This window comes from Brevibacterium sp. UBA7493, assembly GCF_002479565.1.
Lineage (GTDB): Bacteria > Actinomycetota > Actinomycetes > Actinomycetales > Brevibacteriaceae > Brevibacterium > Brevibacterium luteolum.
Genome location: NZ_DLOD01000021.1, coordinates 37,100 through 52,603 on the forward strand (window position 1 = coordinate 37,100; position 15,504 = coordinate 52,603).

The 15,504-nt window shown below is 69.1% G+C and carries 12 protein-coding genes; 3 read left to right on the forward strand and 9 right to left on the reverse strand.

The genetic code is table 11. From position 1 onward, the window contains the following. Positions 1 to 177 precede the first annotated feature (177 nt). The 5 genes from ligA to B4E96_RS12275 all read right to left on the reverse strand — a co-directional run bounded on the left by ligA (position 178) and on the right by B4E96_RS12275 (position 8,213). On the reverse strand, positions 178 to 2,430 hold the full coding sequence (gene ligA, locus B4E96_RS12255) for an NAD-dependent DNA ligase LigA (protein ID WP_286957789.1): 2,253 nt from the start codon (positions 2,428 to 2,430) through the stop codon (positions 178 to 180). Positions 2,431 to 2,483: 53 nt separating this feature from the next. Next, positions 2,484 to 3,644: a hypothetical protein gene (locus B4E96_RS12260; RefSeq protein ID WP_286957790.1), complete on the reverse strand. Its 1,161-nt coding sequence runs from the start codon at positions 3,642 to 3,644 to the stop codon at positions 2,484 to 2,486. Next, positions 3,641 to 5,695, reverse strand: coding sequence for an alpha/beta hydrolase family protein (locus B4E96_RS12265; RefSeq protein ID WP_286957791.1), 2,055 nt, complete (start codon positions 5,693 to 5,695; stop codon positions 3,641 to 3,643). The genes B4E96_RS12260 and B4E96_RS12265 overlap by 4 nt, the downstream gene beginning before the upstream one ends. Positions 5,696 to 5,772: 77 nt before the next feature. Continuing rightward, positions 5,773 to 6,951 (reverse strand): tRNA 2-thiouridine(34) synthase MnmA, encoded by a 1,179-nt coding sequence (gene mnmA, locus B4E96_RS12270; RefSeq protein ID WP_286957793.1) that lies wholly within the window; start codon positions 6,949 to 6,951, stop codon positions 5,773 to 5,775. After that, positions 6,948 to 8,213, reverse strand: a complete 1,266-nt coding sequence (locus B4E96_RS12275) for a cysteine desulfurase family protein (RefSeq protein WP_286957795.1) — start codon at positions 8,211 to 8,213, stop codon at positions 6,948 to 6,950. Before B4E96_RS12275 ends, mnmA begins: the two co-directional genes overlap by 4 nt. 47 nt (positions 8,214 to 8,260) lie before the next feature. On the opposite strand from B4E96_RS12275, the gene B4E96_RS12280 reads away from it, so the two are divergent. Next, the gene (locus tag B4E96_RS12280; protein ID WP_286957796.1) at positions 8,261 to 8,611 is read left to right on the forward strand and encodes a hypothetical protein; all 351 of its coding nucleotides are present in this window, start codon (positions 8,261 to 8,263) and stop codon (positions 8,609 to 8,611) included. Between the two features lie 11 nt (positions 8,612 to 8,622). Then, positions 8,623 to 9,021, forward strand: coding sequence for a hypothetical protein (locus B4E96_RS12285; protein ID WP_165884712.1), 399 nt, complete (start codon positions 8,623 to 8,625; stop codon positions 9,019 to 9,021). Between the two features lie 94 nt (positions 9,022 to 9,115). Here B4E96_RS12285 and B4E96_RS12290 read toward each other — a convergent pair whose 3' ends face one another. From B4E96_RS12290 to B4E96_RS12300, 3 genes are all read right to left on the reverse strand, one after another. After that, positions 9,116 to 10,873: a hypothetical protein gene (locus B4E96_RS12290; protein ID WP_286957798.1), complete on the reverse strand. Its 1,758-nt coding sequence runs from the start codon at positions 10,871 to 10,873 to the stop codon at positions 9,116 to 9,118. 119 nt (positions 10,874 to 10,992) lie between these two features. Further along, positions 10,993 to 11,967, reverse strand: a complete 975-nt coding sequence (locus tag B4E96_RS12295; protein ID WP_286957799.1) for a tetratricopeptide repeat protein — start codon at positions 11,965 to 11,967, stop codon at positions 10,993 to 10,995. A gap of 37 nt (positions 11,968 to 12,004) precedes the next feature. After that, entirely contained in the window at positions 12,005 to 13,639 is a 1,635-nt protein-coding gene (locus B4E96_RS12300) for a hypothetical protein (RefSeq protein ID WP_286957800.1), read from the reverse strand. Positions 13,640 to 13,878: 239 nt separating this feature from the next. Here B4E96_RS12300 and orn point away from each other — a divergent pair, with 239 nt between their 5' ends. After that, a complete protein-coding gene (gene orn, locus B4E96_RS12305) occupies positions 13,879 to 14,475 on the forward strand; it encodes an oligoribonuclease (RefSeq protein WP_286957801.1) in 597 nt (198 codons plus the stop codon). Here the strand turns inward: orn and B4E96_RS12310 are convergent. Next, positions 14,462 to 15,439, reverse strand: coding sequence for an SCO6745 family protein (locus tag B4E96_RS12310; protein ID WP_286957802.1), 978 nt, complete (start codon positions 15,437 to 15,439; stop codon positions 14,462 to 14,464). The genes orn and B4E96_RS12310 overlap by 14 nt on opposite strands. Positions 15,440 to 15,504: the final 65 nt, after the last annotated feature.

Consider the following 15,504-nt stretch of genomic DNA (forward strand, 5'->3'; position numbering starts at 1 on the left):
AACGCCCTCCACCGGCTGAGCGCAGTGACACGGCAGCGTGATCGGCAGTCGTCCGGTTCTGCGAGGACCAGCTGGTGACCGAAGACGAGGCGCTCATCGCCGAAGCTTGCGGGGGCCAGGCAGGTGCAGGAATTCGGCACGATGTCCGGATTCCATCCGGCAGGAACGGCACGCAGGTCAGTCGGCCACCGCCTCGGGCCCGGCGGCCAGCAGCTTCTCGAACGCCTCCTCATCGAGGACCGGCACGCCGAGGTCCTCGGCCTTCGTCAGCTTCGAGCCGGCGTTGTCTCCGGCGATGACGTAGTCGGTATTCTTCGACACCGAGCCGGCCGCCTTGCCGCCGGCGGCGATGATCGTCTCCTTGATCGAGTCGCGGGTGTAGTTGTGCAGTGAGCCGGTTGCCACGATCGTGAGCCCGGCCAGGGTCTGCGGGCGTCCGGAGTCCTCCGGCGCCTCGTCCTCCATCCGCACCCCGGCGGTTGCCCAGGCGTCGACGATCGCTGCATGCCAGTCGACGGTGAACCAGTCGTGCAAGGACTCGGCGATGACCGGCCCGACGCCGTCGATCTCGGAGAGCTCCTCGATCGAGGCGGCGCGGATCTTGTCCATCGACCGGAAGTGATCGGCCAGGGCGCGGGCGGCGACGGGGCCGACGTGGCGGATCGACAGGGCCACGAGCACCCGCCACAGCGGGCGGTCCTTGGCTGCGGCGATCTGCTCGAGCATCCGCTCGGTGTTCGCCCGCGGCTTGCTGCCGTCCTTGGTGTAGAAGTACGGGACGAGCTCCTTCTCGCCTTCGGCTGCGTCCTTGCCGCGCTTGTCCTGCCAGACCTTGACCTCGGCGAGGTCCTCGGCGCTCAGGTCGAACAGGCCGGCCTCATTGGCCAGCGGCGGCTGGCCCTCCGGCGGGCGGGTGAGCGCGTTGGCTGCCTCCTCGCCGAGGGCCTCGATGTCAAGGGCCGCCCGGGAGGCGAGGTATTCGACGCGGTTGGCGACCTGGGCTGGGCAGGTGCGGCTGTTGGGGCAGCGCAGGTCCTTGTCGCCTTCCTTCTGCTCATACAGCTCGGTGCCGCAGTCCGGGCAGTGGGTCGGCATGACGAAGGCGTGCTCGTCGCCGGTGCGGGCGGCGGTGACGGGTCCGAGGATCTCGGGGATGACGTCGCCTGCCTTGCGCAGCACGACGGTGTCGCCGATGAGCACGCCTTTGCGCTTGACCTCGTGGGCGTTGTGCAGGGTCGCCTTCTCCACTGTCGAGCCGGCCACCAGCACCGGTTCCATCACGGCGTACGGGGTGACGCGGCCGGTGCGGCCGACGTTGACGCGGATGTCGAGCAGCTTCGTTGTCACCTCCTCCGGCGGGTACTTGAAGGCCATCGCCCAGCGCGGGGCGCGGGAGGTGAAGCCGAGTTCGTACTGCTCATCGAGCTCGTCGACTTTGACGACGACGCCGTCGATCTCGTGCAGCACGTCGTGGCGGTGCTCGCCGTAGTAGTCGATGTAGTCATGGACCTCGTCCATCGACGTCACGACCTGGAAGTACTCGCTGGTCGGCAGCCCCCACGTCTTCAGTTGCGCGTAGACCTCCGACTGGCTCGGCGCCTCGGCTCCTTCGCCGCCCTCTTCGGGCTGCCAGGCGGCGATGCCGTGGACGAGCATGTGCAGCGGGCGCTGCGCGGTGACCTGCGGGTCCTTCTGCCGCAGCGACCCGGCTGCCGAGTTGCGCGGGTTGGCGAACGGGTTCTTGCCTGCTTCGACGAGGGCTTCGTTGAGCTGCCGGAACGCTTCGACGGGGATGAACACCTCGCCGCGGATGTCGACGCGGGCCGGGTGGCCGGTGCCGGCGAGCCGGGCGGGGATGTCGGCGATGGTGCGGACATTGGCGGTGATGTCCTCACCGGTGTGCCCGTCGCCGCGGGTGGCAGCGCGGACGAGGCGGCCGTGCTCATAGGTGAGGTTGACCGCCAGCCCGTCGATCTTGAGTTCGCACAGGTAGCGGGCCGGTTTGCGGCCCAGACCGCGGTTCACGCGGGCGGCCCAGTCGTCGAGCTCTTCACGGGAGAAGGCGTTGTCGAGGCTGTACATGCGCTCGGCGTGGACGACCTCGGCGAACAGCTCGGTGTCGACGCCGCCGCCGACATGCTGGGTCGGCGAGTCCGGGTCCCGGAGTTCGGGGAAGCGGTCTTCGATGTCTTCGAGTTCGCGCATGAGCGTGTCGAACTCGGCATCGGAGACGGTCGGGGCGTCCTTGACGTAGTAGCGCTCGCGGTGCTCCTCGATCTCCAGCGCCAGTTCCTTGGCACGTGCCCGGGCGGTGTCGAATGCGCGTCCGTGGGCGGCCGCCTGGGAGATGTCGGTTGAGTCGGGGCTGTCGACGATGTCGTCGCCGGAGTCAGAGGAGACGTTGGCAGAAGTGTCGGCACCTGTGGTCATGGGGTTCATTATCCCATCTACCCACGGACATCTGAGTCACGACAAGCTGCGGTTCAGGCCAGCGCCGCGCACTCCTGTGCCAGCTGGCTCGCTGCAGCCAGCCACCTCCGCGGGTGCACCGGGTCTGTCTCGACAGCGGCCTGCGCCTCAGACCGGGTGAGCGGGGCCGGCGGGCCGGTGAGGATGCCGAGCTCGGCCAGTGCCGCATCGGGCAGTCCGAGGGTCTCGGCCACACCGGTGAGCCGGTGAGCCCAGGCGGCGCTATCGGTTCCCGTTCCCGAGGCGGTCCCGACTCCCAGCGTCAGTGCCGGAACCGGGTGGCCGCCTTCGGCTGCCCGGTGGGTGTCCCACCAGATGAAGGCCTGCTCGAAGACTTTTGCCTCGGTCCCGGCTGTGACGTCGATGCCGATGCTGCTGATGTGCGCATCGGCGAACACATCGCTCAGGCTGCGGGCCTGCCCGTGGCTGTGCCAGGTCAGCGGCCGGCTGCCAGGCAGGAAGACCAGGGTGTGCCCGCCAGCCGAGGCGATGGCCTCGCGGACATCGCGCCAGGCGGTGACCGCCTCGGTCTCGGGCAGGGCCGGCAGGCGGGTGCGCCCGGCCGTTGTGGCCAGCTGTCCGGAGAGTGCGGCAGCGGCATGTGGTTCGTCGAGCTGGATGATGACCTCAGCGTCTGGCATGAGCCGGTGCAGGTGCGTGATGTGTGCGCTGAGGCCGTGGGCGTAGCCGGCCATGACGTCGCGGCGTGCGCCGGGATCGATGAGCGTCGATTCGCCTCGGGGTTCGAGCAGCAGGGCGGCCAAGCTCACCGGTCCGGGCAGGCTGATCTTGACCGGGCCTGCGAGGTCGGCGAACACCTCGGCTGCGGCATCGGCATCCTCCCCGAGTCGCGAGAGCGCCCGGCGGGCGTCCCGGCCGGGCAGGTGGGTCAGCCGCCAGCCGGCGGCGGTGGCTTCGACGGTCAGGTCCTCGGACAGGGCGGCGGCTCGGGCGACGCCTTCGCTGCCGGGCCCGGTGGTGACCGCCGGCAGGAACGGGACCGCCTCCTCGGCGAGCATCCCTGCGGTGATGCGGGCGGCCTCGCGGACATCGGACTCGGTGCGCGGCTCGCCGTCTGCCGGCCGACCGGTGCCGGTCCAGGCAGCGGTGGTGACCGGCCAGCCGCCGCGTCCGGAGGCGAACACCCGGTCAGCGCTGTGCCCGTACCGGCTCACCGGCCGCGGCCCTTCATCCGGGCTGCCGGCAGGCCGGGCGTGTCGAAGCCCATGACGCGGCCATAGAACGACAGCTCCTGTTCAAGGGAATCGGTGACGTTGGCGGCCTGGACGAAGCCGTGGGATTCGCCCGGGTAGAAGGCCGCGGTGTAGGGCAGGCCGCGGGCTTCGAGTGCGTCGATGAGCAGGCGGGCCTGGCTCGGCGGGACGATCGGGTCCTCTTCGCCCTGGAAGATCGCCACCGGCACGCTGAGCTCATCGAGCAGGTTGACTGGAGCCAGCGATATGTAGCGTTCGGCTTCTTCGGGGTAGACGCCGACGAGCCCGTCGAGGTAGCGGGATTCGAAGTCGTGGGTCTCCTCAGCCAGGGCCCGCAGGTCGCCGACACCGTAGTAGCTGGCGCCGGCGGCGAACACCGAGGTGGTGGTCAGGGCGCGCAGCACCGTCCAGCCGCCGGCCGAGCCGCCGGAGATCGCCAGCCGGCCGGCATCTGCCAGGCCGGCGTCGACGAGCCCGGTGACGGCGGTGACGGTGTCGGCGACATCGATGATGCCCCACTGGTCTTTGAGCGCATCCCGGTAGGCGCGTCCGTAGCCGGTCGAGCCGCGGTAGTTGACGTCGATGACGCCGATGCCGCGGGAGGTGAAGAAGGCGTGATGCGCTGAGACCTTCGGCACCGCCTGGCCGGTCGGCCCGCCGTGGACGAAGGCGACATACGGAGGCTTCTCGCCCTCAGGCGCCGTGTAGTGGGGGTGGCGCGGCGGATAGACGATCGCATGGATGCCGTCGAATTCGTGCAGCTCAGCGCGCGGATAGTAGGCCGCCCGGGTGCGGTCCGGGGCGGCGGCCGAGAGCGCGACGGGTTCGAGTTCGCCGGTGGCAAGCGTGTACGTGTAGAGTCCGCGGACCCGGTCGGAGGATCCGCCGATCATGAGGGCGGTGCCGTTGCGGTAGTCCTGCAGCCCGATGTCGGACAGCGGGCAGTCAAGGCTCTGGTGTTCGTGTGAGCGGGGGCTTGCCCAGATGAGCCGGCTGGTGCCGAAGCGTGCGGCGGCGAGCACCCGGCTGCCGCCGTCGACGGGCAGGTAGTGCTGCTCGCCCAGCAGCCACAGCGGGCCGCCGATCTCGCCTTCGATGCTGAGCAGCGGCTCCTCCTCGGCGGGCATGACGCCTTTGTCTCCGCGTGCCTGTGCGCGGAAGGCCGGCACGTCGAGTCCAGTCAGCTGCCAGCTGCCAGTCGGGTCGGCGGTGACGGCGAGCTTGGTGCGCGAGAGCCACTCCGGCTGCAGGACGGAGACGCCCGGCCGGTGGTAGATCTTCTCGACCGGCCCGTCGGGTGCGCCGGCCTCGTCGAGCGGCTGAAGGAACACGGCGGTTTCGTCCCACGGCATGTGCGGGTGCTCCCAGCCGATGAACGACAGCAGCGTCTGGCACGGGCTGATGCGCGGCCAGGCGAGGAACCGCGCCCCGTCGGCCAGGCGGGTGACACCGGAGTCGTCGACGGCGACGATGCTGCGGGTGATCGGCTGCTCGGAGGCCCGTGTGCTGGCTGCGTCGGCGATCTCCGTTCCCGAGGCGCCGGGCAGCAGGTGCTCGTGGGTCTCCTCGACGGCGAGGATCCGCCCGCCGGAGTAGGTCAGATCCCCGTAGCGGGTCGCCATGTCGGTGTCCGGGGTGATCGGCACCGGCGGTGAGGCCGGCGCTGGTGCAGACCCGTTGAGCACGGTGGAGATGTCGAGGCGGTAGATGCGCTGGTCGTCGGCGTTGACGAAGAGCAGCGTGCCGGTCGCCGGGTGGGCGGCCCAGGGGCAGCCGCCGTATTCGTGGACGCGGGAGCGAGCGCTGAAGTTCGGTGGCAGCAGCTGGATCTCATCGCCGAGGTGACCGGATCGGTTGACGACGATGCCGGTGCGTCCGCCTTCGGAGCTGACGCGGGCGGCGTAGATGATGGCATCGCCGATGAAGCGTGCGTCGCTGATCGGCTCGGAGCCGGCAGCGACATCGGCGGCGGAGATCGGAGACGGCCAGGAACCGTATGGCGCGGTGGTCATGGCCACAGATTACCGAACCGCACGGACGCTGCCCGCACTCCCCGGATCGCACAGCGCAGCCGCAGCCGCGTGCGGGCTCACGCGTCGAGCAGTTCGGCGCTGCGGGCGGTCTGGTCGATCGTCGCCTGGCCGAGCACGCGGGTGCCGCGGTAGACGACCATCGTCTGCCCGGCGGCCACACCGGACAGCGGCTCGTTCACGGCAACGTGCATGACCTGTCCGCGCGGCCGGGGTGCCGGCAGGTTCTCCTCATGGGCTGGGACGGTCTCATCGACTTCACCGAGCCACACGCGGGCTGGCACCGGATCGGAGTGCGCACGGATCTGGATCTCACAGTCGATCGCGGTCGCTTCGCTGTCGCCGATGTCGGCTGGCGGAAGCCCGCACCAGGTGGTGCGGATGCCTTCGAGCCGGTCGACGCGCAGCGCCTGCTTCGGCCCGACGGTCACAGAATTGTCAGCAACATCGATGCCGACGACGTAGCGCGGTTTGCCGTCAGCGGCCGGCTTCTCGATGCCCAGACCCTTGCGCTGGCCGATCGTGTAAGTCATCGCCCCATCGTGCTCGCCGAGCACCTCACCGGCTTCGTCCTTGATGAGCCCTGGCCGCATCGGGATCTTGTCGGCCAGCCACGCCTTGGTGTTGCCATCAGGGATGAAGCAGATGTCGTAGGAGTCGGGCTTGTTCGCCACCGGGAAGCCGCGTTCGGCGGCTTCGGCTCGCACCTCGGCCTTCGAGGCAGAGGCGCCGATGGGGAAATAGCAGTGTTCGAGCTGTTCGGCAGTCAGCACGCCGAGCACATAGGACTGGTCCTTGTTCAGGTCGAGTCCGCGGTGCAGCTCCGGGGTGCCGTCATCGGCGCGGATGATCTCGGCGTAGTGGCCGGTCGCCACGGCGTCGAAGCCGAGTGCGAGCGCCCGGTCGAGCAGGGCTGCGAATTTGATGCGCTCATTGCAGCGCATGCACGGGTTCGGGGTGCGCCCGGCGGAGTATTCGGCGATGAAGTCATCGACGATGTCCTCCTTGAACCGTTCGGAGAAGTCCCACACGTAGAAGGGGATGCCGAGCATGCCGGCGACCCGGTGGGCGTCGCGGGAGTCCTCGATCGTGCAGCAGCCGCGCGAGCCGGTGCGCAGCGTGCCGGGCATCCGCGAGAGCGCCAGGTGCACGCCGACGACCTCGTGGCCGGCGTCGACGGCGCGGGCGGCGGCGACAGCGGAGTCGACGCCGCCGGACATGGCGGCAAGGATCCTCATGACTGTCCTCCTGCAGATGCGGCGGCCGCGCCCGAGGCGGTGGTCGCCGGGCCCGAGGCGGTGGTCGCCTGCCATGACGGGGCGGCAGAGACCATGCCGGCCTTGGCGGCGCGTTCAACGATGCCCGGCAGCACGTCGAGCAGCGCGTCGATGTCGGACTCGGTGGTCTCCGGGCCGAGGGTGAAGCGCTGCACGGACCGGGCGGTGTCCTCATCGGCCCCGCAGGCCATGAGCACATGGGAGGGCCGGGAGACGCCGGCCTGGCAGGCCGAGCCGGTGCTCGTGGCGAAGCCGGCGGCATCGAGCAGGAACAGCAGCGCGTCGCCTTCGCAGCCGGGAAAGACGACGTGGACGTTGTTCGGCAGCCGCTCATCCCCGCGCCGGCCGGACAGCCGGGCGGTCGGGATGCGCTCTTCGATGCCGGCGATGAGCCGGTCGCGCAGCCGTGCGGTCTCAGCTGAGTCGAGGGTGCGGCAGGCGCGTTCGGCGGCTGCTGCGAAGGCGACAGCTCCAGCGACGTCGAGGGTGCCGGAGCGGACCTTGCGCTCCTGTCCCCCGCCGTGGGCCACCGGCACCGGGGTCAGGTCGCGGGCGAGCACGAGCGCACCGATGCCCACCGGCCCGCCGAGCTTGTGGGCGGTCACCGTCGTCGCAGCGACCCCGAGTTCGGCGAAGTTCACCGGCACCTGCCCGAAGGCCTGCACCGCATCGGTGTGCACGGGGATGCCGTGAGGTTCGGCGATGCGGGCGAGCTCAGCGACCGGCTGGAGGGTGCCGATCTCGTTGTTGGCCAGCATAACCGACACGAGGGCGGTGCGCTCTGGTGCCGCGGCGATCTCCGCCTCGGCGGCGGCCAGATCGAGCCGTCCGGTCTCATCGACCGGAAGGATGACAAGCTCAGCCCCGCAGGATTCGAGCCATTCGGCGGTCTCCAGGATCGCGTGGTGCTCGATCGCGGAGACGAGCACGCGGGGACGGTCGAAGGGTCCAGCGGTGCGGCCTGCGTTGCGGGCCCAGAAGATGCCCTTGAGAGCGAGGTTGTCGGCTTCGGTGCCACCGGAGGTGAAGATCACCTCGGACGGGGTCGTCGCGCCGAGGCAGTCGGCGAGGGTTTCACGAGCGGCTTCGATGCGCATCCGGGCAGCCTGACCGTCCGCGTGGAGCGACGAGGGATTGCCGACGCGGTGGAGTTCTTCGGTGAAGGCCGTCAGCACCTCAGCGGGCATCGGCGAGGTGGCGGCGTGATCGAGATAGACGCGCACTGACCCCATTCTACGCGGCAGCCTCGCGTGGGTCTAAAATATTGGGCGTGCTCACCGTACTGACCTACATCCTCTTCGCCGCCTCGGCCGGCTTGTGCCTGTGGGCGCTCGTGCAGACGATCCGGAATCGGCCAGCTGGCATCCTCATGCTCGGCGGGGCCGGCGTGCTGCTGCTCCTGCTGCTCGTTCAGCTCGTCGTCTCGATCGTCATGTGGGGCCAGTCCGGTGACACCGACGGGGTGCTGTTCTTCGGCTACCTGTTCACCGCGATCGTGCTGCTGCCGCTGGCCGGTTTCTGGGCGTTCGCCGAACTCAGCCGCTGGGGGCCCGGCGTGCTGGCTGCCGCTGCTGCGACCGTGGGCATCATGATCGAGAGGATGGACCAGATTTGGCTGTGAGCTATTCGGCCATGCACACCGGTCCCGGCCGCGGGCTGACTGCGGTGTACGGGATCTTCGCCCTGGCGGCCACGGCACGTGCCGGCGTGCAGCTCATCCGCGACTACCATGAGGCGCCGCTGGCGTACTCGCTGTCCGCTCTGGCCGCGGTCGTCTACATCGTCGCGACCGTCTGCCTCGTCATCGGTTCGCGCACCTCGCACCGGATCGCGGTTGCTGCGACGACATTCGAACTCATCGGTGTCATCGTCGTCGGGTTCCTCAGCCTCACCCACCCGGAGCTGTTCCAGAAGCCGAGTGTGTGGTCGCTGTTCGGGATCGGCTATGGATTCATCCCGCTCGTGCTGCCGATCGTCGGGCTGCTGTGGCTGCGCCGGGTCGGCAAACGGGTGGCAGCCGAGCGCGCCTGAGACCAGAGCATCTGAGATCAGGCGCGGCCTGAGTCGAGCGCCGCTCGTGTGACCGTGCCCGAGGTGTGGGCCGGGTAGCCTGCCGGTCAGCTCGTCAGTCGGTGGTCTGGGCTTCGAGCAGGAACCAGTCGGAGCCGACGATGAGGTTCGTCTGCTCTGAGCCGAGCAGCATGTAGGGGATCGAGGCGCTGATGAGCAGCTTGCCGCCCTCCAGGTCGCTCGTCATGACCGCTTCGAGCTCCTCGCCGACGTCGATCGATCCGCCGGAGCGGACCTTGAGCTCGATCGTGCAGCGCACCTCGCCGAAGGCGACATCCCCGGTTTCGGTCTTGAGCCCGTGAGAGGCCAGCGGCACGGTCGCCTCATCGTAGGGGTCGCAGGTGACCTTCGTGTCCTCGAAGGCCTCGTCGTTGCCGGCCATCTCGTCGACATAGTCGCGGAAGCCGGTGAAGGCGTCTGAGGCGTATTCGATGCTCTGGTCGTTCTCTGGGATCTCACCGGTCTCCAGGTACTGCTGGAGGGTTTCGTTGGCGGTGGTGCCCAGCTCGGTGAATTCCTTGCCCGACTGCTCGACCGCGCCGGTGCCGCCGGCCACGAGGGTCGGCACGTTCTCCTGCGGGACAAACAGGCTCTGGGTGACCTGCCAGTCCTCGCCTGCCGATTCGCGGGTCACGAGCATCGCCTGGACGGTCTCATCGCTCTCAGCGGGCTTGCCGAAGGCGATGAACCACATCGGGTACTCGGCGAACGACGGTCCGCCGGCGACGATCTGGTCGAAGTTCACCGCCGAGAGCTCGGTCTTGCCGGCCTTGGCGATGAGGACTTCGGCGCGCGTGCGGTCGAGCAGCGGCGGCGCCTGGATCTTGTCGAGCTGGTCCTCGTCACCCTTGAGGCTGGCGTCGAGGCGTTCGGTGTAGGAGGTGAGAAACTCTCCGGCCTCGCCTGCCCGCAGGGCTGGGCGCTCGAATTCGGTGAGGTTCGGGCTCGACGGCTGGGCGACCGGCAGCGGTGAGCAGCCGGCGAGCACTCCGAGGGTGACGACGGAGCCGATGCCGGTGGCCTTGCGCGCTCGCTGGGCTGTGCGCTGGCTGCGGTTCTTCCGCGCAGTCGCGCGCTTGGCCGAGGCGGCGGTCCGGCCGGCCAGGTCCTTCGCCCGGTTTCCGAGGTCGGACATGCCGGAGCCTCCTGAGCCGCCGCGGCCCGATCCCCCGCGGCCGTACTCGCGGCGCAGCCGGCGCCGGCGTCCGGGCCGGGCGTCGAGCCAGCGCAGCAGGAAGTAGGCGGCCGCGCCGAAGGCGAGGATCGCAATGGCCAGGCCGATGAGGCTGGCGGGGAACACTCCCCCGGTGTCCATCTTCAGCTGCACGTCGACTCCATCGAGGTTGCCCTCCGGGTCGGCTGGGGCAACGACGATGACCTCACCGGATTCGGCGTCGAGGTCGAAGGTGTGCGACAGCTGGCTGCCGGTCTGCGAGGCGGTCCACCAGTCCCGGCCGGCCGCGTCGTTCAGCGGTGCCGGCTCCCCATCGACGAACCGGGTCTTGAGCGCCTGCGGGAAATCGATCTCGGTGACTTCCTCATGGGCGATGCCGGTGAGGTAGCTGTCGACATCAACCCCGCTGGCCGTGCCCATGAACAGGTCTGTGTCCCCGCTGACCTGCAGGGTCGCCTCGGTGTTCTCGAACGGCACCAGCTGCGGGTTAAGCACGAAGGCGTAGGCGCCGTCGTGCACCTGGGATGGTGCGGTGTCGACGATGTCATCGGCGCCGACGACTGACAGCGCTGACAGCGACAGGGCAGCGCAGACGAACCCGACGATGGCGGAGAAGGCAGCGAGGATGAGGCGAACCACGCGGTTGAGCGGTCCTTTCTCGTGCGGGAACAGATGGGCGGCGGAACGGTCAGCTGGTCAGCGGCGATCCGGCGGTGATCCGGCTGGCCGACCTTAGGGCGACCAGCCGGAAGGCCGGTTCAGAACAGGGCGCGCATGAGGCGGGAGCGGGCCTTCGTCACCCGCGGGTCCTCAGCACCGACGACGTCGAAGAGCTCGACAAGGCGGGTGCGCACACGCTCCTTGTCGTCTCCGGTCAGGCTCGGCAGGATCGTCAGCAGCCGGTTGAACGCGTCGTCGACGTGTCCGCCGGCGGTGTCGAGGTCCGCACATGCCAGGGCGGCGTCGACGTCGGTGGAGTCAGAAGCCGCTGCCGCGCGCACCGCCTCGGGATCGGCGTCCTTGACGCGCTTGAGCAGGCCGACGCGGGCGAGTCCGAGGCGGGCCTCCTCATCCGCCGGTGCTTCGGCGAGAGCCTTGCGGTAGATCTGCTCGGCACCATCAAGGTCGTCGCGTTCGAGTGCTTCGATCGCCTCGGGGTGGGCCGGACCGGCGGCGGCCGGGGCCTGCTCACCGGCAGGCACGGCCGTCTTCGTCACGCCGTTCTGCGCGGCTGCGGCGACGAGCTGTTCGAAGACCTGGCGGACCTGCGGTTCGGGCTGGGCGCCCTGGAACAGCGGCACCGGCTGGCCCTTGAGGATCGCCACAACCGTCGGGATCGACTGGACCTGGAAGACCTGCTGCAGGCGCGGGTTCTTGTCGACGTCGACCTTGGCGAGCACGACCTTGCCGCCGAAGTCGGACACGACCTTGTCCAGCACCGGGGAGAGCTGCTTGCACGGCCCGCACCAGTCGGCCCACAGGTCGACGACGACCGGGACGCTCATCGACAGTTCGACGACGTCGTTGAAGGTCTCCTCGGTGACGTCGAAGACAAGGGCCGGCACGCTGACGGTGTCAGCACCGGCAGCCGGTGCGCCGGCCGCCGGTGCACCACCGGCTGGTGCGCCGCCGGCCGGGGCGGCAGGTGCGGTCTCGGCCTGGCTGCGGCTGCGCACGGCGGACAGGTCGAGTCCCTGGCTGCCGGCGGCGGGGTTTCCTGGGTGTTCGGTCATGCTCGTGTGGGTTCCTTTCGCATGGGGCGGCTGCAACTCAGAGCAGCTTGGCTCCGGTGAGTGCTTCGCTGAATCCGACAAGGGTGATCTGGCCGTCCTCACCGGGCGGGACGACGAAGGTGACCATGTACTGGAACTCGGTCTCCAGCTTCTTCTTCGTCGTCTTCTCGCCGGTGACCTTTGCCTGGGTCTTGGGCAGAGTGATCTCGCCGGTGCGGTCGTCCTGCTTGTCCGGGGTGATCGTCGAGGTGCCGCGGATCGAGCCGGTCACCAGTGCCCCGCCGTCGGCGGTGCGCTGGGCGACGACCTCGGGGCCGCTTTCGTACTTGTATTCGACTTTCGCCTTGCCTTCGGACAGGGTGTCCTTCTGCTTCTTCTGGGCATCGGCGATGTGCTTGCGCAGGGCGTCTTCGGTGTAGGCGCCGGCATCCTTGGCGTCCTTGCCCTTGGCGAGCACCTCAGCGTACTTCTTCACGGTGTCGGCCGGGGTCTGGCGCAGGCCCTCGGCGTCTGCCGGGAGCAGCTCTGCACCCTGCCGGGCATCAGCGACCTCGGGGATCTGGGCGCCGCCGAGGATGACGGTCTGCGCCCACAGCTTGTAGTCAGCCCGCGGATCGGCCTGGGAGAGCACGAGCAGCTGCAGACTGCCGTCCTCGGCGTTCTTCGTCACCAGTTCCGTCACCCGCGGCCACTGGTCGGAGGCGGCGGTGAAGTTCAGGGCGATCTCATCGGCAGCGACGGCCGGGGGCAACTTGGCGTCCTTGGCCTTGCCCTTGACCTTGTAGGCGGCTTCGCGCTGCTGCAGGGCCGGGCCGTCGGCACGGGCCGTGAGCGCTTCAGCGTCGGTGTCCTTGTCTGCGGCGGCGACGGTCTCGGCGACCTGGCTGAGGATCTTCTCGGCCTGCCAGTCGTCGATGACGGCCACCGGGGTCTCCGGCGGGTCAGACGGCTTGGCTTTGGGCACCTCTTCGGAACCGCAGCCGGCGAGCGCGATGACCGGCACGATCGCAAACGCGGCACCGGTCTGGGCGAGCTTCTTGCGCCGCTCCTGGCGGGCCTGCCGGCGTTGGGCTTCGCGGATGGCCTTCTTGCGGTTGAACCAGCCGGCCAGGATGCCCAGACCGATGAGGATCGCGCCGATGATCATGAGCGGGATCGCCCACGGGGTTGCGGTGTCGTTCGGCCAGGCCAGCGTCACCTTCGAGGCGGCCGGATTCTCTCCGTCGGTGCCGATGACGAAGCTCGTGCGACCGGCGTCCTGGTCCCATTCGAGCTGTGCCGGGGAGGCTGCGGTGGTCTCGGCGTTCCACAGGTCCGCGCCGGCGATCGGCGGAGTGGTGTTCTCCTCGCCGTCGACCTTCTCGGTCACGAGCCCTCCCCCACCGTCGACGCCGGTGACAGTGGTGTGGGCACTCGTGCCGACCCAGGCGTCGACGTTCTCCTTGCTGGCCTGCGCGATGGTGATCTCGCCTTCGCCTTCGACCGTCAGCTCAGCAGGGGTCTCGTAGAGGTTGAGGACCCCGGGCTCGACGACGATGACCGAGCCGGGATCGTCGAAAGTCGCCGAGCTCGTGATCTGGGTGTCCGGTGCCCAGGCGGTCTTCTGCAGTATCCCGATTCCGCCGAGGATGAGGCCGGCGATCACCAGCAGTCCGGCTAGGAAATAGCGCATGGAGTCCCTTCGTTCAACGGCTCAGGCGCGGGTGCGCACGCGTGCTTCAAGTGTAGTTGACCCGCCTCAGGATCCCGGGGTGACCCGGCGCGGCGGAGGACAGCCGACCAGGCTAGCGGCTCAGTCTGAGTGTTCGCTCAGTCGGCAGGCGCAGGACGCCGGCACTGAGGCGGCGGGCCCCAGTCCCGAGGCGGTGGGCCCCAGTCCCGAGGCGGTGGCCATGTCCTAGGATTGCTCCTGTGGCTACCGACAAGATTGTATGGATCGACTGTGAGATGACCGGCCTGCAGGCCGGCACCGACGAGCTGGTGGAGATCGCGTGCATCGTCACCGACTTCGACCTCAACCCCGTCGACGAAGGCATCGACATCGTCATCCGGCCCTCGGATGCGGCCCGAGCCCAGATGGGTGAATTCGTCACGAATATGCACACCGCCTCCGGGCTCATCGACGAGCTCGATGCCGGCACGGATGTCGCCTCTGCCGAACAGCAGGTCATCGACTACATCCGCCAGCATGTGCACGCCTCGGTGCGCGCCCCGCTGGGCGGCAACTCAGTCGGCACCGACAAACAGTTCCTGCAGGCGCAGATGCCGCACCTCGTCGAGGTGCTGCACTACCGGATCATCGACGTCTCCTCGATCAAGGAACTGGCCAAGCGCTGGTACCCGCGCGCCTACTACTGCGCCCCGGCCAAGACCGGCGGGCACCGGGCGCTGGGCGATATCCAGGATTCGATCCGCGAGCTGCAGTACTACCGCACACTGCTCTTCCGCGCCGAAGAGCCGACCGGGGATGAGGCGACCGCAGCCGCCCAAGCGGTCAGCGGCGCCTGACCATTCCCGACCCCGGCGCGAACACCTTCGCCGGGAACACCCCGGACTTCACCACGGTGCGCGCCAGCGGCGTCGCCAGCTCCGCCAGCCGGGCAAGCTCATGCTCATCGAGCATGCTCCACGCATGGGCGACGGTGTCGTCGGTGGCGTCCTCGATCGCCTCACGCAGCACGATCGCCTCATCGGTCAGCGCCAGCCCGCCGGTGGCCACCTGCTCCGGATCGGCCGCCTCGGCGTCGGTGTGCTGGCCGGTGCGCTGCAGCAGGCCGTTGTCGATCAGCCCCTCGACGTAGGTCTCCCAGATCTCGTGCGACCAGCCGCGCGAGCGGCGCGCGGCCCGCGCGGTGAAGCTCGTACCGCTGGCCACATGCAGGATGACCGATTCCAAACCGGTGAGATCGTGAGCCAGCAGCGCAGCGATATGCCCGTCACCGCGGTATTCGCGCAGCAGCGTCACCGCTGCCCACAGCTGGGTCAGCGGCGCGAGCACGCCGTCACTGGTGGCGATCCCCTCCGACAGCGCCTCGGCATGGGCGGCGAACAGCGTCCGGCCGTCGGGCAGCATCACTTCGAGCACCGGCTGCAGCAGCGTCAGCACCTCGGCGGCGGCATCGGCGAGCGCATCGATTTCGACACCGTCGGAGGTGAAGATCTCAGCCACCATCTCCTCGACCCCGCGATGCCGGGCGGCAAGCACCGCCTCGGGCGCGGCGAGATCCCAGCAGGCCGGGACGAACTCGCTGATAAAGTCAGCGTTGAAACTGTAGAACGTCGCAGCGACGACTGAGGCCGGCACCCGGCCGAGCGCAGCCGAACGCGCAGCGAAGTACCCGCCAGAGGGGTGCGTCAGCCCGATCTCGGCCAACGCGCGGGCGACCGCCGGGGAGAAGTAGCTGGCGGAGTGAAGTGCATCGAGCCGCTTCGTCGTCGTGCGGATGCGTTCGATGTGTTGCGCGTCATACATGGACCCAGCATAGGAGATGCGGATGAACTCAGCGCCTGCCGCTGAGCGCCGATGAGACAGAAGGA